Below are 26,052 nucleotides of genomic sequence, written 5' to 3'. Positions count from 1 at the left end.
ATCTAAGCCTTTAGACGTAAAAATAAGAAAGACCAAGTAATTTTGGCTTTCTTATTTTTACGTCTTTATTCTTCAGCATAACGTTCCATTAATTTCGTCCGATGCTTTTGCATAATCATTTCTAAAGAGATGTCATATTTATCGGCTAAAATAAATAAATTATCCAACACATCGCCTAACTCTTCCGTTAAATTTTCCAGATTCTCTTCATCCGCCAAAACTGTTTCATCAGGTCGATCACGGCCAATTTCAATTGTCCGAATGGCCCGACAAACTTCGCCGACTTCTTCTGTTAAAAAGTTGGAACGAATAAACGGATCATATTGATACCAGTTACGTTTTTTATAAAACGCGCTAATAAACCGCTGATACTCTTGGATATCCATGTTCTCCCAACCTTTATAAAATGATTAATTCTTTTGGCGCATGTGTTAATACACGATTACCTTCAGCAGTAATTAATAAATCGTCCTCAATGCGCACGCCACCAATTCCTGGCAAATAAATTCCAGGTTCGTCCGTAATGACATTTCCTGGTACAAACTGTTTATCTGCTCGGAATGAAACATTTGGTCCTTCATGAATTTCTAACCCAATGCCATGACCAGTACTGTGGCCAAACGCATCGCCATAGCCATAGGAAGCAATATGATCCCGTGCAATCGCATCTAATTGAATGCCCGTCAACCCAGGTTTAGCCTCTGCCAACACTTTTAATTGTGCTTCTAAAACAATATCATAAATTTCTTTTAGTTTTGGCTGAATACTACCAATAGCGAATGTCCGTGTCATATCAGAAACATAGCCTTCATAATAACAACCGAAATCCAAAGTGATTAAATCACCTTTTTCGATGACTTTATGGCTAGCAACGCCATGTGGCATCGCCGAACGTAGACCGCTGGCCACAATTGTCTCAAAAGAAACACCGCTGGCTCCTTTTAAACGCATGAAGAAATCTAATTGATTCGCTACTTCAATCTCTGTCATTCCAGGTTTAATCATCTCTAAAACAAAGGCAAATCCTTGATCAGCGATGGCACACGCTTTTTCAATAATCGCTACTTCTTCTTCATCTTTTACTTCTCTTAATTCTTCAATCAAACCCATTACCGGAACTAATTCACATGGTAAAATTTCTTCCAATAAGCTATAATCAGCGAAACTAACTTGCGTTTCTTCAAAAGCTAAATTATCTAATTGCAAACGTTCAGCTAAATCGGCTACTTCGTCAAAAATATGTCCTGTGTTTTTAACGATAGTAAAACCCGTTGCTTGTTCCGCGGCTTGTTCCGTATAACGAAAATCCGTTACAAAAAAAGCTTTATCTAATGTAATCATTGCCAAGCCTGTTGTCCCAGTAAAATTGGTTAAATAACGTAAATTATACGGACTTGTCACTAAAAATCCTTGTAGATTATTTTCTTTCATTAACTCCCGTAGCTTTTCGACTCTTGCCATCATTGGTTCGACCTTCTTTCTTTTTTCTCATTTTTCATTATAGCAAATTTGCTTCAGAAAAGCATGAATCACCAAACAACTTCATCGAGAAAGTTTACTGAAAATTTTACCTTTCCTTATTTTTTACTTAACACTTTTATAGTAAACTAATTTAGCGTCTTCAAGGAGGAAATTATGAACGTTTATTTATTTCTGGCACTATTTTTCATTATTATTGGCGTTTTAAGCTATAGTTTTTTTATTGAACCTAAATGCTTAGTCATACACAAAAATCAAATTAAAGTTACGGAATCAGGGAAAACCTTACGAATTGTTCAACTCTCTGATATTCATTTAAAAAAGAATTATTCTGTGAAGGCCTTAAAACAGATTGTTGAAAAAACAAATACATTGCAACCAGACATAGTCGTTTTTACAGGAGACTTATTTGATGATTATGCCCGTTACGGTATCGAAATTCAGGATGAAGTGAGTCAACTTTTCCGTAAAATTAACGCCCCTTATGGCAAATTCGCTATTTATGGCAACCACGAGTATAGCGGGTTGGATACCAATTTTTACGAAACAATCTTAGAAGCTGCCGACTTTACCGTACTAAAAAACACGGGTAAATTACTGCCTGTCTCACACCGTATCTCCTTGTACGTCGCTGGTTTAGAAGATTCGTTATATGGACAAACCGACTTAGCTGCGGCTTTAGTCAACCGTCCTACTGGAACGCCCACTCTGCTATTAACCCATGAGCCAGATGTCGCAGACTCAGCAGTCAACAAAAACATTGACCTCATTTTAGCAGGACATAGTCACGGCGGACAGATTCGCTTACCTTTTTTCACTTACAAAAATCAACTTGCCAAAAAATATACACATGGGCTTTATCGTTTAGAAGATGAAACACCGTTAATTGTTCACCCAGGAATCGGAACCACTAAAATCAGCGCACGCTTCGGTGTTTTACCAACGATTGAACTGATTGAGCTAACTATTTAACTATGCATTAAAAAAGACCGCCTCACGTTAGAGAAAAATTCTCACGTTGGACGGTCTTTGATTATGTTCGATTAATGATGAAAATCTTGCTCGTGATCTTCTTCTACTTTCGCTTTTCCTAGCGTATAAAATTTGCTGCCATTTAACCCGAGAATAAATAGCACAACCACTAGTAAAAGAATTGATAAAGATAACAATAAAGTCTGCAAGCCATCGCCATGTGCAACCATTAATTGACGTAAAATTGCGGTTAAACAAATTAAAATCAAATAACGAATCGGAATATGGTGTCCTTCTTGAATATAGCGAAGAATCATCATAATAAACTCAAATAACATAAAGAATGAAATAATTTCTTGCATGATAACTGAAAAATTATCCGGCGTCATTGGCTTCATGAGATATGTAGCGAGGTCAACTAAATAACTAGCCATAAATACTAATAAGAAAACTCCTAAAATCCCTAATACAATATCCAAAATCAAATTCACGTACTTCTTTACTACACTAAAATTCTTCTGCATAATACCCTTCTTTCTTTTGACTCAATTATTTTATAACATGCTTGTTATTACATTAAATATATCATCAATTAACCTTGTCAGACAAGCAGTTAAACCCAATGTGAGATTTTTTTTATTTTGAGATCTTCCTCTATTTTCCGTCCAACCCTTTATGCAAAACAAAAAAAGCTGAATCCACAGATTCAGCTTTTTAATCGTATTAGTTAGCTACTGGATAAACTGATACTTGTTTTTTGTCGCGGCCTTTACGTTCGAAACGTACCACACCGTCAACTTTTGCAAATAACGTATCGTCGCCACCGATTCCAACGTTCACACCTGGATAAATTTTAGTTCCGCGTTGACGGTATAAAATTGAACCACCTGTAACTGTTTGGCCATCAGCACTTTTAGCGCCTAATCGTTTAGATTCAGAGTCACGGCCGTTTGATGTAGAACCGCCACCTTTTTTATGGGCAAATAATTGTAAATTCATAGTCAATAACATAGTCTGCACCTCCTATTTCTCAGTGATTGTTTTTATTTGAATAAATTCAGTATTTTCGTTCTCTATTGATTGTAAACCTAATAAAAGATTTTCTAATAGAATTTGGGCAATATTTTTTTGTTCCTGATTGACAGTTGTTAACATTTCGACATAAAGGTAGCCACCTTCTACATCGTCAACTTCCACAATCGGTTCAAAACCTGCTAAGGCATCAATTCCATTGACTGTGCTAATTGCTAAGGCAGAAACTGCCGCGCAAACCACATCGCTGCCATAAGGACCTGCTTCAGCATGCCCGGTTAATTCGAATGAAACGATTCGGCCGGAGCCTGTTCGTTTAAAAGAACCTTTAATCATTGATAGGCCTTCTTTCCTGTCAACAAGAGAGATTAAGCGTTGATTGCTTCGATCATAACTTTTGTATACGGTTGACGGTGACCTTGTTTACGGTGAGAGTGTTTTTTAGGTTTGTATTGGAAAGTCACGACTTTCTTTTGTTTGCCGTGTTTTTCAACAGTTCCTTCAACAGTTGCGCCTGCAACAGTTGGCGCACCAACTTTTGTAGATTCGCCACCTACTAAGATAACTTCGTCAAAAACAACTTTCTCGCCAGCCTCAACGTTTAATTTTTCAACGTAGATTGCTTGACCTACTTCAACTTTCACTTGTTTACCACCAGTTTTGATAATTGCGTACATGCTATACAGCACCTCCTTCTTCTAGACTTAGACTCGCCATCCCAAGTGATGATTGCTCATGCTTAAAAACTTGTTCTGTGCGGTTGTAGCTGTGGAGACCACAATTACAACACTAACTATAATAACAGAACCAGAAAACCTCGTCAATATAAACTCTCTATTTTCTTCACTTTCTCTCTCCAAAAAAACTTCTTCTGTTATTTAAATTTCCGATTGACTTTCTAACACTACTTCCATTATAATTAGCTTTGTTGTGTTACAACTATTGTCATAGTAGCTCAGCAGGATAGAGCATCCGCCTTCTAAGCGGACGGTCGGGGGTTCGAATCCCTCCTGTGACGTAACAGACTGACAAAGACAGCGTTACCTTTAGGGGTGACGCTGTTTTTTTAGAGTTTATCCAATTCTTTTCGATATGTCCTCGTCCATTCACGTTCTTTTTCCTCTAATTGTTGTCTATAACGATTTCCTTCTTGACGTATCAAGTAATCACTTTGTTCCATTGCATGGTAAAATTGCTGTTTATGCCATTGATCATTTTTCGTTAAATAATTGACTTTATCTACCAATTGTCCAGTTTCTCTTCTAAAGTTTACTAATTGATTACTCAGCACTTCTTGTTGGCGGTGAATTTTATTTTTTTCTTCATAATATTGTTCTTCTAAATATTGCCGTTTTCTTCGCTGTTCCTCCATTTGTCGGTCACTCTCCCTTGACAGGTGTTTTTAAATTTGGTCTCTGGCTTCCTTTTAAAAATTTTTCTGCTGATTCTGCACTTTTCCCCTTCAAAGCTCCGTTCAAGGCGTTAGGTAGGGCACTATTTGTTTGTTGAAACATGGCTTCTGAAAGTTCTTTCAAACTTGCGGTTGTGTTTTGTTTGGTTGTAATAATTCGTGTTTTTTTAGCAGTAATTACTGTCTGGATTGCTACTCGTTCACGAGCTTTTTGTTCTACTTCTAATTTTTCTTGAAATTCTCTTTCATTCATAGGAAAACCCTTTCATTTATTATTTTTGAAATAAACTACTTCTTGCTTGTTGATCGTATGCTTGAATATTTTTAGCAACAGTTGTTAATTTTCCGCTAAAATCAGTTAATTTTTGCTTGTATTGCTTGGCTTGGTTGCTAGTATTTGTTGCTTCAGCGCTATCCCAAAGACGACTTTTTTCGTAAGGAGCAATCATTGCTTGAACTTCTGCATAGGATAGATACTGTCGGATACTCATTGCACTTTCACGAATTTCCTTTGAAACTGTCTGGACTTCACCTTCTGCTTCTTGGAGGATATTTTTCACAAGTAGTTCGTATTCTTTTCCAGCTTGCTGCGCTTGTTTTGCAACTAGTTCTGCTAATTCACTACGTAATTCAATCTTTTGACTACCTGAAGCACTGGCTAAACTTTTCTGAATACGACTCACTTTCCCTTGCCATTGGCTGGCAATTTTTGCTTCGTGAATGATTTTTTCATATTCTTTGATGATTTTCTGGCGATTTTCTTCAGATAGCAGACTTAACAAAAATTGGAGACTGTTTTTAGCTAAGGATTCACCTGAAGCATCCATGATTTTCCCTAAATATTTATCAATAAGTTTGGAAACTTTTACTCCTGCCGCAAAAATATAGCCATGTTCCTTTAGATTGGCTTCTTTGGGAGTACCATCAGGATTTAATTGATACTGACCAAAATCATGACTAGAACCGTATTTGTCCGTCAGATCAAAAGTAGTGGTGAACGTTTTCGGTAATAGATAATGCACCCGACCAATTTCATCTACCCCTTTTTTATTTCGATTCAACATGGAGACAATATCAAAAGCATTTACATAATAATCAATTTTCCCTTGTTCTTCTAATTGTTGAATATTTTCCTGAGCTTGTTGAGACATTTTATTAATGCTTTCTCGCGCATCAGGCCCTTGAAACAATACTACTTTATCAATTTTAGCGAGATCTGCTTGGGGGAGATTGGCCACCGCTTGAATAGAAATCATGGTTCCTAAAGAATGACCTGTAATCGACATAGTCGCATTAGGGCCTTTAGCACTCATCTCCATTATCTTTTGATGCATGGCTTCATTGGCTAATTTTGCTTGAGGCAAATAGGCATTGAATAATGTAAAGGATCCATTATTATTGACCCAGTCATTCAAATTATTCCCTGACCAACCTTTTTTCACGTCCATTGAAACGCCGTCACTACCGCGAGTGGTAAAATATGTATGCTGCGTTTTTGGACTCAAGGTCGGCGTATCTGTTACATAATAAGAATTATAACCAGCTTTCTCATCTGTTAATAACCCTTTTTTATAAACCTTTTCCCTGCCTACCCAGTTTTTTTCTTTGATTGTTTTTACAGTGTTGTCGGGTTGGAGATAGACAGTACTGGCGTCATTCCCATGGGCGTCTTTGGCGTTGGGAAAATGAAATGTAGCATGCTTTTTTATCTCCATTTCTTTCAATTGATTATCGTCAAGTTTAGCTAACGATTTAGACTGAGGTCGCCCTTTATACGAAGCTTGGGATAAATTGGCATAAACATTATAATAATTTGATAAATCACTCATATATATTCTCCTTTAATTTATGTTACTAATTTTCTTAGGATCTCTCACATTGTCTACAAAAATATTAATCCAAAAACCATTTATTTTTATATTTCTTCCGTCATAAATATTGGTTTTAATTGTTAAAAATTCTTTTGTAAATGCCATGCCTTTATCTGATTTAACCGTATTCCAAAGGTACTCAACACTGGCCACTTTATCTAACTCTGATTGTTTAATATACTCCGTCATTTCCTCTTCATACTTTTTCAAAAAAGCAATTTGTCTTTCTTTTTCTGTTGGTTCGTTCATTTTCTTCACTCCAATCGTGCCGATTACGGCTATTGCTATTACTGCGATTAAGATACCAAATTTTATCCGCTTTTTGTTTTTCACTTTTTCACCTCCTTAATATGTATGGGGAAGAGTTACTATGTGTTTTTTTCGATTTAAATTGTTTTTACAGTGTTGTCGGGTTGGAGGTAGACAATTCCACTATTTGGGAGATTTTGACCTCCTTTAGTTCTATCTCCTTTTTCATCAATTACATCTAAAGAGTAATTAAATTCTTCTTTTTCCTTGCTATTTTGATATTTTGGAAAAGCGTTAGGTCTACCATTATAAGAACTCTCAGATAAACTTGCATAGATACAATTAAAGTTTTCTAAATTATTCATACAACATTCCTCCTATCCTAAAAGAATTATAACTTGTCATACTTTTAATACTTGGTAATTTAGTAGATTTATCAAATTTAAATTGTAAATAAAAGCTAGAATCATAAATACTATTGAATTTTCCATCAATCGTGAGTATTTTTCCAGCTCCTATAGGTGTTCCGTTACCAATAGTTCCAACCTCTACACTTTCCCAATCATATTGAACACTGTAAATCTTTGAATTTTGAGATTTTACATACTCCGTCATTTCTTCTTCATGCTCTTTCAAAAAAGCAATTTGTCTTTCTTTTTCTGTTGGTTCGTTCATTTTTTTCACTCCAATTATTCCAATTATGGCTACTGATATTACTGCGATTAAGATACCAAATTTTATTCGCTTTCTATTTTTCACTTTTTCACCTCCTTAATATGTATGAGGAAGAGTTGCTATGTGTTTTTTTCTATTTTGATTGACTTTTCCTATGTTAATAACCCTTTTTTATAAACCTTTTCCCTGCCTACCCAGTTTTTTTCTTTGATTGTTTTTATAGCGTTGTCGGGTTGGAGATAGACTGTGCTAGCATCATTTCCATGGGCGTCTTTGGCGTTGGGGTAATGGAATTTGACAGATCTTCCTTCCTCAAGCCTTATTCTCTGTTTCTTTGTAAGAAAATCATTGCTAAAATTTATAGGTCTCTTAATATATGAAGCTTCTGATAAACTCACATACAAATTATAATAATTATCAAGATTTTTCATGGATAGCTTCTCCTTGTTTCCAATTTACTAAAAATAGTCCTTTTATTTCATCCAGTTTTTTTACATCTACGTCAATCACTAGAGAATAGGTATCTGTTTCTAAATCATCTTTACTTTTTATTTCAACACGTAATGATAGATTTTCTTTTGTAAATACGCTACTAGATGACTTTTCTGTAGTATCCCAAAGATAATTTATATTCTTAATATTTGATGATTTCGATTTTACATACTTTGTCATTTCTTCTTCATGCTCCTTCAAAAAAGCAATTTGTTTTTCTTTTTCTGTTGGTTCGTTCATTTTTTTCACTCCAATCGTGCCGATTATGGCTACTGATATTACTGCGATTAAGATACCAAATTTTATTCGCTTTCTGTTTTTCACTTTTTCACCTCCTTAATATGTATGGGGAAGAATTACTATGTGATTTTTTTTGATTGACTTTTCCTATGTTAATAACCCTTTTTTATAAACCGTTTCCCTACCTACCCAGTTTTTTTCTTTGATTGTTTTTACAGTGTTGTCGGGTTGGAGATAGACTGTGCTAGCATCATTTCCATGGGCGTCTTTGGCGTTGGGGAAGGTGAATGGAACAGCCTCTTTATTTCGGTACTTATCTAATTGTTTATCATTCCATTTCTTTGCACTATACGGAAATTGTATGGATCTGCCATTATAAGTTGCCTGCGCTAAATCCGCGTATAAATTACTATATTTTTCTAAGTCTGCCATATTATCCTCCTTCTGTATAGTAATCGTAGTCAGCATTAATCGTATACAGTTCTTTTATTTTAGTAGGCTCATTCCAATTATTTGGTTTTATTGCAAGTCCAAATGAATTTATTTTATTGTTATTATTATCAATAATTTGTATTCGGATAGATAGAATATCTCCTGCTCCTTGCGGAAGACCATTTCCCACTGACTCTTGTTCTAACGATTCCCAACAAAACGCAACTTTAGCAATCTTTTTATTTTGCTGTTTTACATACTCCGTCATTTCTTCTTCATGCTCTTTCAAAAAAGCAATTTGTTTTTCTTTTTCTGTTGGTTCAGTCATTTTTTTCACTCCAATCGTGCCGATTATGGCTACTGATATTACTGCGATTAAGATACCAAATTTTATTCGCTTTTTGTTTTTCATTCATTTAGTCTCCCTTTGTATCTACATACAAGAATTAATCTTTCGCTTTCTCCTTTTATTCCATTGTTTTATCAAGATTTTTACAGCCAGTTTTTCTTTGTTTACAGTTTATCAAAAATCAATCTGGCATTTTCTCAATTTTTTTAACGTTAGATTAATTATTAGAGAATATTGCTGTATTTCTATGACACACTGACTTTCTATCTCCAATTTTTTACTGTCTTGTTGATCACTACAGGATCATTGGTATTTTACTTCTATTGTAAAATAAAAAAAGTGGTACTCATCTCTGAGAACCACTCCTTACTACATTTCTTTTTCTAAAATTTCTGTTCGCTCTTCAAAATTTAGTTCTTGGTTAATTTGATGTACCATCCACATGTAACCAAATGGATCAACAAATAACGAATTTTGAATAGCTCCTTCCATCATTTCTGTAACTGGTTGCATCTCAATGCACTTATTTGCTAAGGCTTTTTTATGAGTTTGCACAATATCTGCTACCGTGATATTGAACCAAATTGTATTGGGATGTTCTGAATCTGGTGCTTTTAAACCAAATTCTTCATTAGCATCTAACATATGGAACCGAGTATCATATAAGTTAAACACTACTTCATTCCTTCCAACAGGATACTTTGTCGCTTCAACTACATGGACCTCAAAGATTTCTTTATATAAAGCTAATGCCTTTAAACTATCACTAACAATAAAATCAATTTCTGTGCCTGTAATCATTGATTGTTCCTCCTTAAAATTTTTTGCAGCAGAAAGCTACTTTTTATTTCTGTTTTCCGCAAACCCTTCAGAATTTCTTAATACTGGCTATTTTCCACTTCGTTATTCTTTTTTAGAAGTTCTTCGATTCATTTGTTTCAACACTTATTTTTCTGGCACTGGATATTTCACCGCATTTTTCTTCAACTTTTCTTCGATAATTTCGTCCAAATCAAACCCTAAATTATCAGCCATCATGTAGGAGTAAATGAGAACATCAGCCAATTCTTCTTTGATTCGTTCTTCTTGTTTGATGCCTTCTTCTGCTGTTTTCCATTGAAAAAGTTCTAACAATTCTGCCGCTTCTAAACAAATTGAGAGCGCCAAATCTTTTTCATTATGGTGGGGGCGCCAATTTCTTTCATCACGAAATTGATTAATTTTTGCCATTGCATCCATCTGTTCTCCTGCTTTCTTATTCATTTGATGGCAACTGAAACCCATCGAACGTTTCACCATCATAGTATTTTAATAACTGTTCTGTAGACAATAATGAGGAGGTTATTTCTTCCTCTTCAACAACTGCTTGATTCTCCTCTCTATACAACAAATAAGCCTGTAAAAGCTGTTGATATAGTTTTTTTCGTGAAGAGGCTTCCGCTGAAAGAAACGTTAATTCTTTTAAATGTCCGCGATAGACAGGCAAATCATCAACGAATTCGATTGGTAATTCTACTACAGTTAACTGAAATTCTTCAAAGACTTCTTCATACATCTGCCATTCCTTCTTTCTGTCGATATTGTTTTGGAGTCATGCCCATTTCTTCTTTAAAACGTTTATAAAAAAAGGCTTTGTCTTGATAGCCGATTCGTTCAACAATCGTTTGAATCGATAAATCTGTTTGCTTCAAGTAGTTTTTCGCCAATTGGATTCGGTAGTCTAAGACAATTTCCGTAAACGTTTTGTTTGTTTTGTCTTTTAAAAAATTCGATAAGTAATTCGGATGAAAATGAAATTTAGCGGCGACTTCTGCTAAAGTGACATGCGCAATCTGTTGCTCAATATACGCTAAAATCACCTCAACACGTTGATGATTCGACAAATAATCATCTTGCATCTTTAAAGATTCTCTAGGCAGTTGACCTAGTTCCACCACTAGCAAAACAAAGGCCGCTTTGGTCACTTTATTATTAAAATAGGCCATTTTCACAATTTGTTTCAGCAATAATAGCGAATAGACGTGAACATCCGAATTTGGCTGGCTGGCAAAAACGAAATATCGAGGAATGTTTTCAAATTCACTGCTAGCAATTTCTGTAAAAAAACGATACATGACTGGTTCTTCCGCCAGCTGATTTAAGAGCGTATCAAGAAAATAGTGCTTTTTAAAATAAAATATAATCATAGACATTCCCTGCCCCTGATAGCTAACCGAGGTTGCCTCATTGACAATCATGACTTGGCCAGCCGAAAACGAACACCTTTGTTGATCCAAATAAGCATTGCCATCTTGTTCTAAACAATACAGCATCCGAATAAATCCTTTCGGAACGTCAATCGTTTCCGAAGATGCCAGCATGAAGCCCGCAATTTCTCGATGCGGATTTTCCTTAAATTGCGCTACTTCATTTTCAAGAGCACTAGTAGTGGTTAAATAACAATCTAAGGTCTCTAAAAACTGATAAAATGCTGCATATTGCTCTTCTTTGCTTGCCAATTAATCACCTCATAATCCAACACTTTTTACTTTACTCCCTCTATTTTTTTCTTTGGCGTTTCCTTCTATACTAGATACATGGTAACACGAAAAAAGAAATTCAACAGTTTTTAGGAGGAATTTTTATGAAAATTAGTTTTATCGGTGCTGGAAATATGGCATCCGCCATTGCCAAAGGTGCGCTAAAAAAGCAATTTATTGCCGCAGAAAACCTTTATTTTTATGATATTCAAGTCGAAAAAACCGCCGCTTTTGCACAAGAAATTGGTGCACATGCGGTCGCTTCGCCACAAGAAGCCATTGCAGTAGCTGACTTAGTTATTTTAGCGGTAAAACCGCAATTCGTTCAAGCAGCTTTACTTGAAGCAAAAGAAGCAATTTTAGACAAGCAACCGTTAATTGTTTCCATTGCAGCAGGTACGACTATTGCAGAATTGTATCAACTGTTTGAGACCACTCAATCGCTTCGTCTTGTTCGTGTGATGCCTAATATGAATGCACTGATTGGCGCAGGCGCAGCAGCTGTTTGTGGCAATGCTTTTACATCCCCTGAAGACATCCAGACTGTTTTATCGTTGTTTCGATCAGTTGGCCAAGCTTGGGAATTAGAGGAACAGTATTTTTCGATTTTTACTGCTATTGCAGGTAGCACTCCTGCGTATTCTTTCTTATTTATTGATTCGATTGCCCGAGCAGCCGTTAAAAATGGCATGAACAAAGAGTTAGCCTTAGAAATTGCCACACAAGCTGTACTAGGCAGCGCTCAAACTTTGGCGAATAGTACAGAAAATCCTTGGACTTTAATCGATCAGGTCAGTTCTCCTGGTGGAACCACGGTTGCAGGGATTGTCGAATTAGAAAACAATGCGTTTATTTCAACAGTCATTAAAGGGATTGAGGCCACTATCCTTCGGGATCAAGAATTAGCCAAACAAAACTGAGAGGAATAGTTACATGAGTGAGTGAATAAGAAAAAGCGCTGAAAATTCAGCGCTTTTTCTTATTTTAATTGAATGAGTAAGCCAAAATGATCACTGACTATCGGCGTTTCCCTACCATCAAAAATTACTTCATATTTTCGCACGTGCCACTGTTTTGGAACAAATGCGTAGTCAATCCGCAAGGCTGCTTCATTTTCTTCCCAACCATCTATTTTTTTCTCTACTGTCGCTTCACCGCTTGTCTCTTCCGCTACAACAAACGCATCTTGAATCGGCAAGTAACTATTTTCTACTAATTGATAGCCAGTTGTACCAGCTGGGTTGTTTAAATCGCCTAAAATGACTAACGGTTGTTGCCGCGTCGCTAAGTATTTCTCTAATTGTAGCCATTCATAGGCAAAACCTGTACAGGGTGTTTCCCACCAAGAAAAGTGACCAGAGACAACAGTAAGCGGACCTTTTGAACTCTCTGTCTCCGCTACTAAGATTTTTCTTGTTCGATAATTCATTGATTCTTGGCTTTCTGAAATAAGGAGAGCTTCACTAGTCAACGGACATTTCGAAAGTAGTGCATTCCCTTCTTCATAAATAGCGTAACCAATGTGGCTCATTTCCCAGCTCCAATAATAGTGTTGGCCTTTTTCAGCTAGGTATTGAACGATTAAATAAGCAAAATTATCTTCATGGATCGGTGTTTGGGTCACCACAGGACAAAAAGTAGTTAACTGTTCTAACGGCGCTTTCTTAGAAGCGACTTTCTGGTTCACTTCTTGTAAAGCAATTATTTCACTTTCAGAAGATAAAATCACCTTGGCAATCTCCTCTAATTTTTTTAACGGTTCTTCTTCTAACCAGCTATGAGTATTGATTGTTAAAAGATTCATCTTTTCACCCTCCCTTACATGCTATTAGGTCTGGCACAATCACAATTATTGATTGCGCCAGACCTAATCATTTAAATTTCAATCTGTCCGATCACAGTTCCCGCAGTGGCGGTTCCTAGTTGATTGATGACTACTTGTTGCACTTTGTCGCTGTTTGTAAAAGCGACAATAATCGTTGTTTCTTTGCCAGCTTGTTCAATCACATCTAAGTTCATTTTAGCTAGTTTCGCACCGGCTTTCAATGATTGTCCTTCTTTAACAAAAGATTCAAAAGCAGGAGTTGCCATTTCGACTGTATCAATCCCCATATGGACAAGTACTTCGATGCCTTCTTCTGTTTGTAGCCCAATCGCATGTTTACTTGGGAAAACACTTAGAACTTTCCCTGAAATTGGTGCCACCACCTCTCCTTCTAGAGGCTTAACCGCAAATCCATCCCCCATCATTTTTTGTGAAAAGACAGGATCATTGACTTGCGTCATTGGAATAACTTCCCCTGTCGCCACAGCCACGAAATCTTTTTTCTTGCCTAAGAAATTCGTCGTTGTCGCTTCTGTTGTACTTTCTGCTATAACTGGTTCTGGAATGTCAACGCCAGAAGCTAGTAAATCTTCAATATCGGATTTTAAAACATCGGCTTTTGGTCCATAAACGGCTTGAACGCCATTATCTTTCACAATCAAGCCCATTGCACCTGCCCGTTTCCATGCCTCTTCCGAACCGACTTTTTCTCGATCCTTTACACTGACACGTAAGCGTGTCATACATGCATCAACTTCTTTGATATTTTGTTTACCGCCAAGTAAGTAAACAATTTGCGCGATTTGCTGATCGACGACGCCTGAACCAGCCGCGCCAGATGCGATTTCTTCGCCGTTATCATTGTCATAGTTTCCATTTCTTCCAGGTGTTGCGTAATTAAATTTTTTAATTAAGAAATTCGCTAAGAAGTAAGTTACTACGCCAAAAACGATGACCATTAAAACAAAATTGATTAAATCGCCACCTAAACCAGCTTTTATTGCTAGCGGTGTTCTTGTTAACAATTCAATATTTCCAAACGAATGCACACGCAATGGTAAAATATCAGCCATTGCAAAAGCAGCACCTTGAATCACGGCATAAATCACATAAAGCGGCACTGCTGCAAACATAAACATGAATTCTAACGGCTCTGTCACACCAGTTAAGAAAACAGCTAAAGCAGCAGAAAAATACATTGATTTATATTTAGCTTTTTTATCTGCATCGACATTACGATACATAGCCAAAGCCATCCCCATTAAAATTCCTGAAGAACCAATCATTTGGCCTACTTTGAATCGAGCCGGTGTCCAATTTTCTAAAACAAACTGATACTTGCTCATGTCACCAGCGCCTTTAAGATTCACTAAGTCTGTTGCCCAAGCCAACCATAAAGGATCTTGACCAAAAACTTGTGTTCCAGCTTGTGCGCCAGATAAAATTTCATACGTTCCACCTAATTGTGTATAGTTGATTGGAATCGTCAACATATGATGTAACCCAAAAGGTAATAACAAACGTTCCAACGTTCCATATAAGAATGGCGCTAAAATAGGCGCACTGTCTTGAGATTGCGCAATCCATAACCCAAAATTATTAATCCCCGCTTGAATATTTGGCCAAATAAGTGCTAATACAATTGAGACAATTGTTGACCATAAAATAACAACAAAAGGGACAAATCGTTTACCATTAAAAAATGATAGCGCATCTGGTAATTTCCGATAATTGTAATATTTGTTGTAAGCCATCGCACCGACAAAACCAGCAATAATCCCTACAAAGACACCCATATTTAATGCCGGAGCTTCTAAGACACTTGTAAAGAATCCCTTGACCATAATCTTGGTGCCAAATAAGGTATGCGTGAAAGCTTGTTCATCTGCCAACATTTCATTTGTTACACCAAAAATGGCTCCAGTAATCCGATTGATTAAAACAAAAGAAATCCCCGCTGCGAATGCTCCACCTGCACGATCTTTGGCCCAACTACCACCTATTGCTAACGCAAATAGTAAATGTAAGTTGCCAATAATTGCCCAACCGATACTCTCTAGAACTCCGCCTGTTGTTACTAACAAGCCTAAATTAGGATCGATTAAGGGAAGCGATTTCCCAATACTAATCATTAAACCCGCTGCGGGCATTACTGCCACAACGACCATTAAAGCTTTTCCGAATTTTTGCCAAAATTCAAAACTAAACATTTTTTTCATTCCTGCCACTCCTTATGCAATCGGTTTCGTTATGTTGCCATTATATACCCCTGTTTCCTTTTTGTAAATGCTTTAATTTCAAAAATATTGCGGAAAACAAATCCCTACTACTTAATCATTTTTTATTTTGTCTTTTAATAAAGCAAATAAAGATCCCTCTATTCTACCTTTGTTACAGCTTTTATTCCATAAGATTAACTTTTTAAGCATTGACTATTGACTTATGCAATCGGTTGCGTTTATGATAGACCTATCAATAAAATCACTGAGGGGGATTCTCATGAAACAAATCAAACGTTTATTCCAAATTGATCCTTGGAAAATCCGTACTACACACTTAGATAAAGAAAATTTACGTCTACAAGAATCATTAACGAGCATTGGAAATGGCTATATGGGGATGCGGGGAAATTTTGAAGAGCATTATTCTGGCGACCACCATCAAGGAACCTATTTAGCAGGTGTTTGGTATCCAGACAAAACACGTGTTGGTTGGTGGAAAAATGGTTACCCTGAATATTTTGGCAAAGTGATTAACGCAATTAATTTCATCGCAATGGATTTACAAATTGATGGACAAACAATTGATTTAGCCACCACCCCTTACGAAGATTTTTCTTTAGAATTAAACATGCAAAATGGGGTTCTTTCTCGGCAATTCACCATCCAAACACCGAAGAACAAGGTGCGCTTCTCTTTTGAACGTTTTTTAAGCTTAGAAAAAAAGGAAGCAGCTTACATCCACTTAACAATTGAAATGCTGGAAGGTACAGGCATAATCACCCTGCACTCAAAATTGGATGGCGATGTTCAAAATGAAGATAGCAATTATGAAGAACATTTTTGGGAAGAAATAGCTATTGAAACACAAAAAACACTTGGCTTTGTTACGACTAAGACCATTCCTAACAACTTTGAAATAGAGCGTTTTACAGTGACTGCGGGCATGCGTCATTTCATCGATGGAGCCTCTGTTGTGCCTACATATACACAACAGCCCTTGGCTTTAACCGCAGAATTGACAGTGTCCTTAAACGAAGGTGATACGACCGCCATCACAAAAGAAGTGCTTGTCGTTACCAGCCGTGATGTGCCAGAAACGCAACAAATCGCACGAATAAACGAATTATTTGCAGAAATGACTACCTTGTACCCTGAAGCAAAAGCTGGTCAAGCTGCCGCTTGGGCAAAACGTTGGCAATTAGCTGATGTTGTTATTGAAGGAGATGACGAAGCCCAACAAGGCATTCGTTTTAATCTTTTCCAACTTTTCTCAACCTACTATGGTGAAGACGATCGTTTAAATATCGGACCAAAAGGCTTTACTGGCGAAAAATATGGCGGTGCCACATACTGGGATACCGAAGCATATGCTGTCCCACTTTACTTGGCGTTGGCTAAGCCCGAAGTTACTAAAAATCTACTGAAATATCGCCACAATCAATTGCCTCAAGCCATTCATAACGCCCAACAACAGGGGTTAAAGGGAGCCCTTTACCCAATGGTTACTTTTACTGGTGTGGAATGTCATAACGAATGGGAAATCACTTTTGAAGAGATTCACAGAAATGGCGCGATTGCTTACGCGATTTATAATTATGTCAACTATACAGGAGACGAAGACTATCTAAAAGATGCTGGGCTTGAAGTGCTTGTGGCAATTGCTCGTTTTTGGGCAGATCGGGTCCACTTCTCCCAACGTCATAAACAATATATGATTCATGGCGTAACGGGGCCAAATGAATATGAAAATAATATCAACAATAACTGGTATACCAATACCATCGCTGCGTGGGTTCTACGTTACACCCGTGAGTCTTATTTAAAATTCCAAGAAGAAACAACGCTCAAAATCGCAGACGACGAATTAGCTAAATGGGCAGACATTGTAGAAAATATGTACTTCCCAGTGGATAATGAATTAGGCATTTTTGTACAACATGACACTTTCTTAGATAAAGATTTAATGCCTGTTTCTGATTTACCACTTAGTGAGCTGCCTTTAAATCAACATTGGTCATGGGATAAAATTTTGCGGTCTTGTTTCATTAAACAAGCCGATGTTCTTCAAGGAATTTATTTCTTCAATGACGCCTTTTCTTTAGAAGAAAAACGCCGGAACTTTAATTTTTACGAACCAATGACTGTCCATGAATCTTCCCTTTCACCAAGCATTCATGCTGTGTTAGCTGCTGAATTAGGCATGGAAGAAAAAGCAGTGGAAATGTATCAACGAACAGCGCGCCTTGACTTAGATAATTACAATAATGATACAGAAGATGGCTTACACATTACCTCAATGACTGGTAGTTGGCTAGCGATTGTTCAAGGTTTTGCCCAAATGAAAACGGACCATCAACAACTAAAATTTGCACCCTTTTTACCAGCGACATGGACAGCCTACTCATTCCACATCAATTATCGGAATCGTTTACTATTTGTTGAAGTTGCAGCAGACCAAGTGGCCTTCACTTTACTCGACGGCCCAGCAATTCCATTGACTGTTTACGATCAACAATACACATTAAAAGATCGATTAGTTTTACCGATTAGAAAGGAAGAAGTTCATGTTTAAAGGCGTTTTGTTTGATTTAGATGGCGTTATTACTGATACAGCAGAATTTCATTACCACGCTTGGAAAAAATTAGGGAACGAAATTGGGATTTCCATTGACCGTGTTTTCAACGAACAACTGAAAGGTGTAAGCCGTGAAGATTCTCTGCAGTTACTGTTAAAATACGGAAAAAAAGAAGGCACGTTTTCTTCTGAAGAATTTGCCCAGTTAGCGCAACGGAAAAACGATTATTACTTGGAAATGATCCAAGCGATTACGCCTGAAGATGTCTATCCAGGAATTCTCTCTTTATTAACGGAATTGCGTGAGGCCAATATTAAGATTGCCTTGGCTTCTGCAAGTAAAAATGGACCTTTCCTTTTAGAAAAAATGCAATTGACGCCCCTTTTTGATGCCATTGCTAATCCAGCAGACGTTCAGGCGGGCAAACCTGCTCCAGATATTTTCATTTTAGCTGCGAAAGAAATCGATTTGACACCAGCAGAATGTCTTGGCATTGAAGATGCCCAAGCTGGGATTCAAGCGATTCTTGCTAGTGGAGCGCAGCCTGTTGGCGTTGGCCGCAAAGAAGATTTAGGTGAAGGGTTGCCAATCGTACCAGAGACGAGCGCTTTAACGTTTGATTACTTAAAAAAAGTGTGGCTGGATCATGAAGCATAATCGTATCACTGTAACCGATATTCCAAACACAAACTTAAAAAAAATTACTTTGAAGAACGACTTTTTAGAAGTCGTTCTTCTCAATTATGGCGCGCGCCTCCATCAACTTTTGATGCCAAACAAAAATAATCATTGGGAAAATATCCTTTTAGCGTATGATTCTTATCAAGATGTCTTAAAGGATCAAAGCTTTTTCGGCGCCACTGTTGGACCAGTTGCTGGACGCATTCGTAATGGCCATTGGCAAAATGGAACATTAGAACAAAACAGCGACGGTCATCATATCCATGGTGGCTCAAAGGGTTGGTCTTTTCAATATTGGACAGTCGAGCCCTTTGAAAAAAATGATATCATTGGCGTCGCTTTTCATTTAACCGACACCATTTCTGGTTATCCCGGACCAATTGATGCTACCATCACCTATCAGCTAGAGGATAATCGTTTACGAATGATCAGTACTGGACGGAGTAAACAGGAAACACTTTTTAATCCTACAAACCATGCCTACTTTAATTTATCTGGTGATGGAAAGTTAGATATTCTGTCACATTCGCTATCTTTGAACTGCCAAGGTATGTTAGAATTAGACGATAATAAGCTGCCTACTGGACGGATTTTGCCAGCTTCTGAACTACCCATACAGTTTAATGAACTGACACCTATCGAAACAATCCTCCAACACTATCCAACTGGGTTAGATGATGTTTTCCCCTTAGTTGGCTCTGACTTAAGACAGCCACAATTACGCTTACAAGAACCTACTTCTGGAAGAAAAATGACGATAGCAACAACGAACCAAAGTATGGTATTATTTTCTACGACTGGTTTTGAGGCTCCTTTTTCTATAAATGGACAAGCGATGCATTCAAACTATGGCTTAGCAATTGAACCACAAGAGTATCCAGACATTGTTCATCATCCTCAGTGGGGCTCTATTTTATTACCAGCTGATAATAAGCAAACCTACCAAACGGTTTATCAATTTAACCTTCTATAATCACTAAGAAAGGCGTGGCAAAAATGGCAATTACAGTAAAAGATGTCGCTAAGAAAGCGGGGGTTGCAACTTCAACCGTTTCGCGTGTCATTAACGATCATCCAAGTATTTCTGAATCGACAAAAAAGAAAGTGCGAAAAGTCATGGATGACTTAGGCTATGTGCCAAATATGACGGCACGGAATTTGGGCAAACGAATTTCAAGTGCCATTGGCGTAATTTTACCTCCTTTAGATTCGAAAGAACGGTTAGGCAATCCATTTTATTTAGAAATTATGGAAGCCATCAACGAGGAAGCCCGTCTTTACGACATGACTACTGCTATTGCAACTGCCAAAAGTTTTGATGTACTACTGGAAAACGTCAAAAGGATGCATCTTCAAAAGCAAGTGGACGGTTTTATTCTTGTGTATTCAGATAGTAAGGATCCCGTCATTGATTACTTATACCAAAACAATATTCCCTTTACTCTAATCGGTCAACCTTACCAACATGAAACGGAAATAGTTTACGTGGATAATGATAATCAATTATTAGGGAAACAAGCGACGGAATTTTTAATTGAAAACGGCCATAAAAATATTTTATTTGTGACCAATACAACGCATGAAAGTTTGTACTTTGAACGTTACTTTGGTTATCAAAAAGCAATGATGATGCAAGGATTAACCGTTTTGCCTAGTGTTGCGTTAGAAAAACCTGAAGATTACATGGCTTTCGATGACATTCTTCATCAAAATAATGCCACTGCGTTGGTAGTGATTGATGATATCTTTGCTCTACGGACGATGCAACTTGCGCAAATCTATGGTTATCAAGTTCCTGAAACATTATCCATTATCAGTTTTAACAACTCAATCTTTTCAACATTGACACATCCTTATCTAACAAGCATTGACATCGACACGTCAGAGTTAGGTCGAATGGCGATGAAAAAATTATATGAATTAATCCACGAAGAATTGACGAATGGTGTCCGCCTCGTTATTCCTCACAAATTAATTAAGCGTGAAACAGTTATTCCTATTCATTAAAAAAGAAGCGTAAGCAGTGTCGAACTGCTTACGCTTCTTTCTATGTGTACGCTCTTATTCGTATGTATTACTTTTATAAAATAACTTTTTGCGAAATTTTTTTCCAAAACGTTTCTTCTTTTGCATCAAATTGAGCTGGTTCCCCGTCAGACAATTTTTCATTTAATAATGATAATTTTTCTTGATGTTTTGCATACTCGTCTTTTTTTATTAGCTCTAAACGATACGCACGATCCAAGATTGACTCCCGGTAGTTAACATTCATTTTCGTTGCCTTCGCCATTTCTTACATTCCTTCCCAAAATAAATTTTCATTTTTTCGTTAAATTCTTCTATAATTATAACAAAAATATCAGAAAAATAAATATGAAACAAACGATAATTGCGAAAATTTTGTTTTTTCGTGCAATTATCGTTCGATTATTTAATAAATTAAAATTATTAACTAATAATTAATCAATCAGCAAACGCATTAAATGAACATCTAAAAATTCACCTTGATCTGTTTTGGCGCCCCGAGGCATAATTGCTTCTGTTTCAAACCCTAATTTTTTATAGACGTGAATCGCTCGTTGATTGCGATCCTGTACCGTTAATTCCAAACGACGAATAACATGACTTTCACGCGCCCAGCAAATAAGTTCTTCCATCAGGATACTGCCTAGTCCATAGCCCCAGTACTCTTTTAAAATACTAATGCCGATTTCACCAATATGCTCCATCCGCTTTTTAGAAGATGCAGACACAGAAGCTGTACCAATGATCGCTTCTCCCGCTAATGCCACCAATAAAACATTATTTGGCGATTCATAGAGTGTTGCTAGATTTTCAGCCAATTCTGTTGTCGACATGGCCATTCCTCGCTCATCCATTACCAAATAGGGCGTTTCACTCCCAATTTTTGACATCACAGATAGTAATTGATCCGCATCGGTAGGAACTGCTTCTCGAATAGAAAATGTTTGTTCAATCATATTCGCGAGCCTCCCACGTTTGCAGAATCTCTGCTATTCTTTCTTCTGCCAACGGACCAGTTCCGCGGAATTCAAGAACTCTCTTGTCAGCTTCTTGAGAATCTTTATTTAAAATAATTTCTAAATAATCTTCTGGCAATTCTTCTTCAATCAAGCCGCCCCATTCTACAACGGATAGCCCATCTCCTTCAAAATACTCATCTAACCCTAATTCATCCGCACCCTCTTCAACACGGTAGACATCCATATGGTATAACGGAAGTCGTCCTTGTGGATATTCTCGGATAATCGTATAGGTGGGACTTTTAATCATTTGGGAAATGCCTAATCCTAAAGCAATCCCTTTCGCCATTGTCGTCTTACCGGCCCCTAAATCACCAGTCAGGACAATTACATCACCAGCTTGTGCCTTTTGTCCAATAATTTTAGCAATCGCTTCTGTTTCCAATGGATTGTTCAGGACAATGTTCATTTTTTTGCCTCCCATCTGCAAGAATCTATGTATGAAAGTATACCGAAAATTCAATAAGTTGACTAGTGGCAGCTTCAAAAAAATAAAGTTGAGGTCCAAGTGTCCTGGGAACCTCAACTTCTACTTTGCTTATTTATAATGCTTCGACATAGCTAATTAGTCGTTCATTAATGTTTGAGCAGCTGTAATGATTGATAATTTATAAACATCTTCTTCGTTTGCGCCACGTGATAAGTCAGAAACTGGTTTATTCAATCCTTGTAAGATTGGGCCAATTGCTTCAAAGTTACCTAAACGTTGAGCAATTTTGTAGCCAATATTTCCTGATTGTAAATCTGGGAATACAAAGACTGTTGCTTCCCCAGCAACTTTTGAGTTGGGCGCTTTTAATTGTGCGACAGAAGATACATAAGAAGCATCAAATTGTAATTCACCATCAATCGCATATTCAGGTGCTAATTCTTGCGCAATTTTTGTAGCTTCAGCAACTTTTGTTACTTCTGGTGCTTTTGCAGAACCTTTTGTTGAAAAACTTAACAATGAAACTTTTGGTTCAATGTCAAATAATTCAGCTGTTTTGGCACTATCAACAGCAATTTCAGCTAATTCTTGTGCAGTTGGGTTCACGTTAATCGCGCAGTCTGAGAATAAATATCTTTCTTGGTCACGACCACGAATCATTAAGAAGGCACCACTTGTACGGCTCACGCCTGGTTTTGTTTTAATAATTTGTAACGCAGGACGAACTGTATCACCTGTTGAGTGGATAGCACCACTAACCATACCATCAGCAATACCCATATAAGTTAACATAGTACCGAAATAGTTGACATCTTTTAAGATTTTTTCAGCATCTTCTTTAGTAGCTTTTCCATTACGGCGTTCAACAAATGCTTCGACCATTTCATCCCATTTTTCATAATCATTTGGGTTGACAATAATAAAGTTTGATGTGTTGATTCCACGAGCCATAGCAGCATTTGCGATATCTGTTGGATCACCAATTAAGATTGGTTCTACTAATTCATCAGATTTTAAGCGGGCAGCAGCACCTAAGATTCTAGGATCTGTTGCTTCAGGGAAAACAATTTTGATATTACGGCGTACGACTTTAAATTTTAAGCTATCGAATAATTCCACGATAAACCCTCCAGTTTTATATTTACAAAATCCATCATACACTATTCTCAAAGAAAATAACAGTTTTTTCTAGCTGTATTAGTCAAAAAAACCAATAATCCGATAAACTTTTCACAAACTAACTTTTCTACACTATAACAGCCCACACTGTTGCACTACACTGTTTCAGGCAGCTGCCAATCAATCGGCGTTTCCCCTAAATGTTCTAGAGCGGTATTCGCTTGAGAAAACGGACGTGAGCCAAAAAAACCACGATGTGCTGACAATGGACTTGGATGTGGCGATTTGATAATCACATGCCGAGTCGTATCAATCATTTTAATTTTTTCTTGAGCAGGACGACCCCATAAAATGAAAACAACAGGTTTTTCACGCTCATTCAACTTTTCGATAATGACATCTGTCAGTTGCTCCCACCCTTTGCCTCGATGGGAATAGGCTTGACCTGCCCGAACGGTCAACACAGTATTTAATAATAACACGCCTTGTTTGGCCCAGCTTTCTAAAAAGCCATGGTTGACGGGTTGGTACCCTAAATCAGCTTGTAATTCTTTGTAAATATTCGCAAGAGATGGCGGCACTTTCACACCTGGCTGGACAGAGAAACTTAGTCCGTGTGCTTGATTGGGTCCATGATATGGGTCTTGTCCCAAAATCACTACTTTTACTTCTTCAAAAGGGGTTAGTTCTAACGCTGAAAATAAATGATACATATCTGGATAAATCGTTTGTGTCTGATATTCTTTTTTCAAAAATTCCCGCAATTCTTGATAATACGGTTTTTCAAATTCAGCAGATAAAACGGTTTGCCAACTATTGTGAATAATTTCTTTCATAATGCTCACTCCTTCTCTCTCTAAGCATAACGAATTTCTCCAAACCTGACAAGAAATTTCTGGGTACTTTCTCTTGGAAAAACGTGGTAAACTATAGGTAAGCTTTAAATAGATAATGAGGTGTAGAGAATCGATGATTAAATTAATTGCTTCAGATATGGATGGAACACTTTTAGATGCAAAAATGAGCATCACAAATGATAACGCTTCAGCAATTCGCGAAGCGGAACGTTTAGGAATCGAATTTATGGTTGCTACTGGCCGCGCATATACCGAAGCGAAACCCGCGTTAGAAGAAGCTGGAATTGACTGCGCCATGATTACTTTAAACGGCGCCCAAGTGTTCGACAAAGATGGACACTCACTTTTCACGGCTGGGATCGAAAAAGAAACAGTAACAGAAGTACTAACTATTTTAAGTCAACACAATGTTTACTATGAAATCTCTACAAATAAAGGTATTTTTTCTGAACATCAAGAAAAAAGAATTGAAAACTTTGCCGCTCATATTGCAGAATCCATGCCCCATTTAACTTATAAAGTGGCGATTGCCATGGCTTCAGCCCACCTATCTTTATTGCATATTACCTATGTTGATCGTTTAGAAGACATTTTAAAAGATGATTCAATTGAAGTCCTTAAAATTATTGGCTTCAGTATGGATGGGCCAAAAGTATTAGGTCCCGCTGGGATGGAAGTAGAAGAACTAGATGATTTGGTTGTCACCTCTTCTGCACTTAATAATATTGAAATTAACCACCGCCTAGCACAAAAAGGGATTGCGGTTGCGCGCGTCGCTAAAGAACGTGGGATTCCAGCTGAACAAGTCATGACTATTGGTGATAACTTAAATGACGTCAGCATGATTCAATGGGCCGGAGTAAGTTTTGCAATGGGCAATGCCGAACTGGAATTAAAAGAATATGCTAAATATGAAACAGCCACTAATTTAGAAAATGGTGTTGGCGAAGCCATCCTGCGTGCAATAAGAGAAAATTTGTAATCAGCACTACCAGTTACAGCACTCATTTATATATAGAAAGGAGATCGTGCCGTGTCTGAATTTTTTATTCAAGAACAACAGTTAGGAAAAGTTACGCGAACCATCGTGAAAGACCAAGCAGGCCGTTCACTTTTTCTATTGGTGGGGCGCTGGGGCACACGAGGAGATGCGCTTTCTTTATATGCAATGAACGGAGAAATTTTAGCCAGTATTAAACAAGTTTCTTGGACTTTTGGTACACGCTTTGAGTTATACCAGCGTTTCGAAAAAGTGGGTACTCTACGAAAACTGTTCAATTTGAATGCTGATTTCTATTATGTTCAAGGTCTTCGCTGGGCAGTTGTTGGGGATATCAAAGCGCACCAATATTCAATTTATCAAGTCCGTAAAAAAATCATGTCAATGGATAAAACCATGCTTTGTACAGGCGACTATTTTGTTTTAACTGTTGCCAATGATGCCGACGCACCGTTGTGCATCTGCATAGCAGCTGTCCTTGACTACTGGTTATATAATAAGAAAAAACAAAAAACTTCCGATGATTTTGGATTAGATTTTGATCCTTTAACGGATTAATGAACAATAACGAAGCTAA

The 26,052-nt window shown here is 37.3% G+C and carries 33 protein-coding genes, 1 tRNA gene, 2 pseudogenes and 1 other annotated feature; of the genes and pseudogenes, 9 read left to right on the top strand and 27 right to left on the bottom strand.

Annotated elements, in window-relative coordinates; genetic code table 11:
- Positions 1-65: 65 nt before the first annotated feature.
- Entirely contained in the window at positions 66-386 is a 321-nt protein-coding gene (locus IGL49_RS03560) for a MazG nucleotide pyrophosphohydrolase domain-containing protein (RefSeq protein ID WP_104854503.1), read from the bottom strand.
- Positions 387-399: 13 nt separating this feature from the next.
- Positions 400-1,464: a M24 family metallopeptidase gene (locus IGL49_RS03555; protein WP_104854504.1), complete on the bottom strand. Its 1,065-nt coding sequence runs from the start codon at positions 1,462-1,464 to the stop codon at positions 400-402.
- Positions 1,465-1,635: 171 nt separating this feature from the next.
- On the opposite strand from IGL49_RS03555, the gene IGL49_RS03550 reads away from it, so the two are divergent.
- Positions 1,636-2,451, top strand: coding sequence for a metallophosphoesterase (locus tag IGL49_RS03550; protein ID WP_104854505.1), 816 nt, complete (start codon positions 1,636-1,638; stop codon positions 2,449-2,451).
- A 71-nt stretch (positions 2,452-2,522) separates the two neighbouring features.
- Here IGL49_RS03550 and psiE read toward each other — a convergent pair whose 3' ends face one another.
- From psiE to rplU, 4 genes are all read right to left on the bottom strand, one after another.
- A complete protein-coding gene (gene psiE, locus IGL49_RS03545; protein WP_002355869.1) occupies positions 2,523-2,975 on the bottom strand; it encodes a phosphate-starvation-inducible protein PsiE in 453 nt (150 codons plus the stop codon).
- Positions 2,976-3,174: 199 nt separating this feature from the next.
- Positions 3,175-3,462, bottom strand: coding sequence for a 50S ribosomal protein L27 (gene rpmA, locus IGL49_RS03540; RefSeq protein WP_002355868.1), 288 nt, complete (start codon positions 3,460-3,462; stop codon positions 3,175-3,177).
- Positions 3,463-3,474: 12 nt separating this feature from the next.
- The gene (locus IGL49_RS03535) at positions 3,475-3,819 is read right to left on the bottom strand and encodes a ribosomal-processing cysteine protease Prp (RefSeq protein ID WP_002355867.1); all 345 of its coding nucleotides are present in this window, start codon (positions 3,817-3,819) and stop codon (positions 3,475-3,477) included.
- A 32-nt stretch (positions 3,820-3,851) separates the two neighbouring features.
- Complete coding sequence (gene rplU, locus IGL49_RS03530) at positions 3,852-4,160, bottom strand: 50S ribosomal protein L21 (RefSeq protein ID WP_002355866.1); 309 nt, start codon at positions 4,158-4,160, stop codon at positions 3,852-3,854.
- A gap of 19 nt (positions 4,161-4,179) precedes the next feature.
- Positions 4,180-4,255: a sequence feature (ribosomal protein L21 leader region), on the bottom strand.
- A 172-nt stretch (positions 4,256-4,427) separates the two neighbouring features.
- Here rplU and IGL49_RS03525 point away from each other — a divergent pair.
- Positions 4,428-4,501, top strand: a tRNA-Arg gene (locus IGL49_RS03525).
- 48 nt (positions 4,502-4,549) lie between these two features.
- Here IGL49_RS03525 and IGL49_RS03520 read toward each other — a convergent pair.
- The 14 genes and pseudogenes from IGL49_RS03520 to IGL49_RS03455 form a co-directional block, all read right to left on the bottom strand.
- Positions 4,550-4,855 carry a hypothetical protein gene (locus tag IGL49_RS03520; protein WP_085442986.1) on the bottom strand — a complete coding sequence of 102 codons (306 nt, stop codon included), beginning with the start codon at positions 4,853-4,855 and terminating at the stop codon, positions 4,550-4,552.
- Between the two features lie 7 nt (positions 4,856-4,862).
- On the bottom strand, positions 4,863-5,147 hold the full coding sequence (locus tag IGL49_RS03515) for a hypothetical protein (RefSeq protein ID WP_104854506.1): 285 nt from the start codon (positions 5,145-5,147) through the stop codon (positions 4,863-4,865).
- A 19-nt stretch (positions 5,148-5,166) separates the two neighbouring features.
- Positions 5,167-6,723: a cutinase family protein gene (locus IGL49_RS03510; protein WP_104854507.1), complete on the bottom strand. Its 1,557-nt coding sequence runs from the start codon at positions 6,721-6,723 to the stop codon at positions 5,167-5,169.
- A 12-nt stretch (positions 6,724-6,735) separates the two neighbouring features.
- A complete protein-coding gene (locus IGL49_RS03505) occupies positions 6,736-7,098 on the bottom strand; it encodes a hypothetical protein (protein WP_104854508.1) in 363 nt (120 codons plus the stop codon).
- Positions 7,099-7,151: 53 nt separating this feature from the next.
- On the bottom strand, positions 7,152-7,379 hold the full coding sequence (locus IGL49_RS03500) for a hypothetical protein (protein WP_104854509.1): 228 nt from the start codon (positions 7,377-7,379) through the stop codon (positions 7,152-7,154).
- Positions 7,372-7,773 (bottom strand): hypothetical protein, encoded by a 402-nt coding sequence (locus tag IGL49_RS03495; RefSeq protein WP_104854510.1) that lies wholly within the window; start codon positions 7,771-7,773, stop codon positions 7,372-7,374. The genes IGL49_RS03500 and IGL49_RS03495 overlap by 8 nt, the downstream gene beginning before the upstream one ends.
- 71 nt (positions 7,774-7,844) lie before the next feature.
- Positions 7,845-8,120: pseudogene (locus tag IGL49_RS03490) on the bottom strand (hypothetical protein); the annotation flags it as partial.
- Entirely contained in the window at positions 8,107-8,505 is a 399-nt protein-coding gene (locus tag IGL49_RS03485) for a hypothetical protein (protein WP_104854512.1), read from the bottom strand. The pseudogene IGL49_RS03490 and the gene IGL49_RS03485, both read right to left, overlap by 14 nt.
- A 66-nt stretch (positions 8,506-8,571) precedes the next feature.
- Positions 8,572-8,853: pseudogene (locus IGL49_RS03480) on the bottom strand (hypothetical protein); the annotation flags it as partial.
- A gap of 1 nt (position 8,854) precedes the next feature.
- On the bottom strand, positions 8,855-9,265 hold the full coding sequence (locus tag IGL49_RS03475; protein WP_104854514.1) for a hypothetical protein: 411 nt from the start codon (positions 9,263-9,265) through the stop codon (positions 8,855-8,857).
- Between the two features lie 306 nt (positions 9,266-9,571).
- Positions 9,572-10,003 carry a VOC family protein gene (locus tag IGL49_RS03470; protein ID WP_002355856.1) on the bottom strand — a complete coding sequence of 144 codons (432 nt, stop codon included), beginning with the start codon at positions 10,001-10,003 and terminating at the stop codon, positions 9,572-9,574.
- Between the two features lie 144 nt (positions 10,004-10,147).
- Positions 10,148-10,465 (bottom strand): nucleotide pyrophosphohydrolase, encoded by a 318-nt coding sequence (locus tag IGL49_RS03465; protein WP_164982961.1) that lies wholly within the window; start codon positions 10,463-10,465, stop codon positions 10,148-10,150.
- Positions 10,458-10,757 carry a hypothetical protein gene (locus IGL49_RS03460; RefSeq protein WP_002358867.1) on the bottom strand — a complete coding sequence of 100 codons (300 nt, stop codon included), beginning with the start codon at positions 10,755-10,757 and terminating at the stop codon, positions 10,458-10,460. Before IGL49_RS03460 ends, IGL49_RS03465 begins: the two co-directional genes overlap by 8 nt.
- Positions 10,750-11,700: a helix-turn-helix domain-containing protein gene (locus tag IGL49_RS03455; protein WP_104854516.1), complete on the bottom strand. Its 951-nt coding sequence runs from the start codon at positions 11,698-11,700 to the stop codon at positions 10,750-10,752. Before IGL49_RS03455 ends, IGL49_RS03460 begins: the two co-directional genes overlap by 8 nt.
- A 125-nt stretch (positions 11,701-11,825) precedes the next feature.
- On the opposite strand from IGL49_RS03455, the gene proC reads away from it, so the two are divergent.
- Positions 11,826-12,641 (top strand): pyrroline-5-carboxylate reductase, encoded by an 816-nt coding sequence (proC, locus tag IGL49_RS03450; protein WP_104854517.1) that lies wholly within the window; start codon positions 11,826-11,828, stop codon positions 12,639-12,641.
- A 59-nt stretch (positions 12,642-12,700) separates the two neighbouring features.
- Here proC and mapP read toward each other — a convergent pair whose 3' ends face one another.
- Together mapP and IGL49_RS03440 are read right to left on the bottom strand one after the other, a co-directional pair.
- Positions 12,701-13,525 (bottom strand): maltose 6'-phosphate phosphatase, encoded by an 825-nt coding sequence (mapP, locus tag IGL49_RS03445; protein ID WP_104854518.1) that lies wholly within the window; start codon positions 13,523-13,525, stop codon positions 12,701-12,703.
- A 71-nt stretch (positions 13,526-13,596) separates the two neighbouring features.
- A complete protein-coding gene (locus IGL49_RS03440) occupies positions 13,597-15,765 on the bottom strand; it encodes a PTS transporter subunit IIBC (protein WP_104854519.1) in 2,169 nt (722 codons plus the stop codon).
- A gap of 280 nt (positions 15,766-16,045) precedes the next feature.
- Here IGL49_RS03440 and IGL49_RS03435 point away from each other — a divergent pair, with 280 nt between their 5' ends.
- The 4 genes from IGL49_RS03435 to bopD are packed head-to-tail and all read left to right on the top strand — an operon-like array spanning position 16,046 to position 21,032.
- Entirely contained in the window at positions 16,046-18,340 is a 2,295-nt protein-coding gene (locus IGL49_RS03435; RefSeq protein WP_104854520.1) for a glycoside hydrolase family 65 protein, read from the top strand.
- Positions 18,333-19,001, top strand: coding sequence for a beta-phosphoglucomutase (gene pgmB / locus IGL49_RS03430; RefSeq protein ID WP_104854521.1), 669 nt, complete (start codon positions 18,333-18,335; stop codon positions 18,999-19,001). The genes IGL49_RS03435 and pgmB overlap by 8 nt, the downstream gene beginning before the upstream one ends.
- The gene (locus tag IGL49_RS03425; protein ID WP_104854522.1) at positions 18,991-19,998 is read left to right on the top strand and encodes an aldose epimerase family protein; all 1,008 of its coding nucleotides are present in this window, start codon (positions 18,991-18,993) and stop codon (positions 19,996-19,998) included. The genes pgmB and IGL49_RS03425 overlap by 11 nt, the downstream gene beginning before the upstream one ends.
- A 23-nt stretch (positions 19,999-20,021) precedes the next feature.
- A complete protein-coding gene (gene bopD, locus IGL49_RS03420; protein WP_104854523.1) occupies positions 20,022-21,032 on the top strand; it encodes a LacI family transcriptional regulator BopD in 1,011 nt (336 codons plus the stop codon).
- A 73-nt stretch (positions 21,033-21,105) separates the two neighbouring features.
- On the opposite strand, the gene IGL49_RS03415 is transcribed toward bopD, so the two are convergent.
- From IGL49_RS03415 to IGL49_RS03395, 5 genes are all read right to left on the bottom strand, one after another.
- A complete protein-coding gene (locus tag IGL49_RS03415; protein WP_002355840.1) occupies positions 21,106-21,315 on the bottom strand; it encodes a hypothetical protein in 210 nt (69 codons plus the stop codon).
- Positions 21,316-21,484: 169 nt separating this feature from the next.
- Positions 21,485-22,006, bottom strand: a complete 522-nt coding sequence (locus IGL49_RS03410; RefSeq protein ID WP_104854524.1) for a GNAT family N-acetyltransferase — start codon at positions 22,004-22,006, stop codon at positions 21,485-21,487.
- Positions 21,999-22,493 carry a tRNA (adenosine(37)-N6)-threonylcarbamoyltransferase complex ATPase subunit type 1 TsaE gene (gene tsaE, locus IGL49_RS03405; RefSeq protein WP_164982960.1) on the bottom strand — a complete coding sequence of 165 codons (495 nt, stop codon included), beginning with the start codon at positions 22,491-22,493 and terminating at the stop codon, positions 21,999-22,001. Before tsaE ends, IGL49_RS03410 begins: the two co-directional genes overlap by 8 nt.
- A gap of 141 nt (positions 22,494-22,634) precedes the next feature.
- Positions 22,635-23,618, bottom strand: coding sequence for a phosphate acetyltransferase (gene pta, locus IGL49_RS03400; RefSeq protein WP_104854526.1), 984 nt, complete (start codon positions 23,616-23,618; stop codon positions 22,635-22,637).
- Between the two features lie 155 nt (positions 23,619-23,773).
- Positions 23,774-24,454, bottom strand: coding sequence for a uracil-DNA glycosylase (locus IGL49_RS03395; protein WP_104854527.1), 681 nt, complete (start codon positions 24,452-24,454; stop codon positions 23,774-23,776).
- 133 nt (positions 24,455-24,587) lie between these two features.
- Between IGL49_RS03395 and IGL49_RS03390 the strand changes: the two genes are divergently transcribed.
- The gene (locus IGL49_RS03390) at positions 24,588-25,457 is read left to right on the top strand and encodes a Cof-type HAD-IIB family hydrolase (RefSeq protein ID WP_104854528.1); all 870 of its coding nucleotides are present in this window, start codon (positions 24,588-24,590) and stop codon (positions 25,455-25,457) included.
- Positions 25,458-25,508: 51 nt separating this feature from the next.
- Entirely contained in the window at positions 25,509-26,033 is a 525-nt protein-coding gene (locus IGL49_RS03385; protein ID WP_104854529.1) for an LURP-one-related/scramblase family protein, read from the top strand.
- Positions 26,034-26,052: the final 19 nt, after the last annotated feature.

It is taken from the genome of Enterococcus sp. DIV1337a (genome assembly GCF_051712285.1).
Lineage (GTDB): Bacteria > Bacillota > Bacilli > Lactobacillales > Enterococcaceae > Enterococcus > Enterococcus faecalis.
This window is presented reverse-complemented; position numbering and strand designations above follow the sequence as displayed.

Coding starts and splice junctions, on each gene's coding strand:
- IGL49_RS03515 (WP_104854506.1), bottom strand. CDS start 5,147: ATGAATGAAAGAGAATTTCAAGAAAAATTAGAAGTAGAACAAAAAGCT.
- IGL49_RS03465 (WP_164982961.1), bottom strand. CDS start 10,465: ATGAATAAGAAAGCAGGAGAACAGATGGATGCAATGGCAAAAATTAAT.
- bopD (WP_104854523.1), top strand. CDS start 20,022: ATGGCAATTACAGTAAAAGATGTCGCTAAGAAAGCGGGGGTTGCAACT.
- IGL49_RS03470 (WP_002355856.1), bottom strand. CDS start 10,003: ATGATTACAGGCACAGAAATTGATTTTATTGTTAGTGATAGTTTAAAG.
- IGL49_RS03520 (WP_085442986.1), bottom strand. CDS start 4,855: ATGGAGGAACAGCGAAGAAAACGGCAATATTTAGAAGAACAATATTAT.
- IGL49_RS03460 (WP_002358867.1), bottom strand. CDS start 10,757: ATGTATGAAGAAGTCTTTGAAGAATTTCAGTTAACTGTAGTAGAATTA.
- rpmA (WP_002355868.1), bottom strand. CDS start 3,462: ATGTTATTGACTATGAATTTACAATTATTTGCCCATAAAAAAGGTGGC.
- IGL49_RS03415 (WP_002355840.1), bottom strand. CDS start 21,315: ATGGCGAAGGCAACGAAAATGAATGTTAACTACCGGGAGTCAATCTTG.
- IGL49_RS03390 (WP_104854528.1), top strand. CDS start 24,588: ATGATTAAATTAATTGCTTCAGATATGGATGGAACACTTTTAGATGCA.
- IGL49_RS03425 (WP_104854522.1), top strand. CDS start 18,991: ATGAAGCATAATCGTATCACTGTAACCGATATTCCAAACACAAACTTA.
- IGL49_RS03395 (WP_104854527.1), bottom strand. CDS start 24,454: ATGAAAGAAATTATTCACAATAGTTGGCAAACCGTTTTATCTGCTGAA.
- IGL49_RS03535 (WP_002355867.1), bottom strand. CDS start 3,819: ATGATTAAAGGTTCTTTTAAACGAACAGGCTCCGGCCGAATCGTTTCA.
- IGL49_RS03560 (WP_104854503.1), bottom strand. CDS start 386: ATGGATATCCAAGAGTATCAGCGGTTTATTAGCGCGTTTTATAAAAAA.
- psiE (WP_002355869.1), bottom strand. CDS start 2,975: ATGCAGAAGAATTTTAGTGTAGTAAAGAAGTACGTGAATTTGATTTTG.
- IGL49_RS03475 (WP_104854514.1), bottom strand. CDS start 9,265: ATGAAAAACAAAAAGCGAATAAAATTTGGTATCTTAATCGCAGTAATA.
- rplU (WP_002355866.1), bottom strand. CDS start 4,160: ATGTACGCAATTATCAAAACTGGTGGTAAACAAGTGAAAGTTGAAGTA.
- tsaE (WP_164982960.1), bottom strand. CDS start 22,493: ATGGGAGGCAAAAAAATGAACATTGTCCTGAACAATCCATTGGAAACA.
- pgmB (WP_104854521.1), top strand. CDS start 18,333: ATGTTTAAAGGCGTTTTGTTTGATTTAGATGGCGTTATTACTGATACA.
- IGL49_RS03435 (WP_104854520.1), top strand. CDS start 16,046: ATGAAACAAATCAAACGTTTATTCCAAATTGATCCTTGGAAAATCCGT.
- IGL49_RS03440 (WP_104854519.1), bottom strand. CDS start 15,765: ATGAAAAAAATGTTTAGTTTTGAATTTTGGCAAAAATTCGGAAAAGCT.
- proC (WP_104854517.1), top strand. CDS start 11,826: ATGAAAATTAGTTTTATCGGTGCTGGAAATATGGCATCCGCCATTGCC.
- IGL49_RS03555 (WP_104854504.1), bottom strand. CDS start 1,464: ATGATGGCAAGAGTCGAAAAGCTACGGGAGTTAATGAAAGAAAATAAT.
- IGL49_RS03510 (WP_104854507.1), bottom strand. CDS start 6,723: ATGAGTGATTTATCAAATTATTATAATGTTTATGCCAATTTATCCCAA.
- IGL49_RS03500 (WP_104854509.1), bottom strand. CDS start 7,379: ATGAATAATTTAGAAAACTTTAATTGTATCTATGCAAGTTTATCTGAG.
- IGL49_RS03410 (WP_104854524.1), bottom strand. CDS start 22,006: ATGATTGAACAAACATTTTCTATTCGAGAAGCAGTTCCTACCGATGCG.
- IGL49_RS03550 (WP_104854505.1), top strand. CDS start 1,636: ATGAACGTTTATTTATTTCTGGCACTATTTTTCATTATTATTGGCGTT.
- mapP (WP_104854518.1), bottom strand. CDS start 13,525: ATGAATCTTTTAACAATCAATACTCATAGCTGGTTAGAAGAAGAACCG.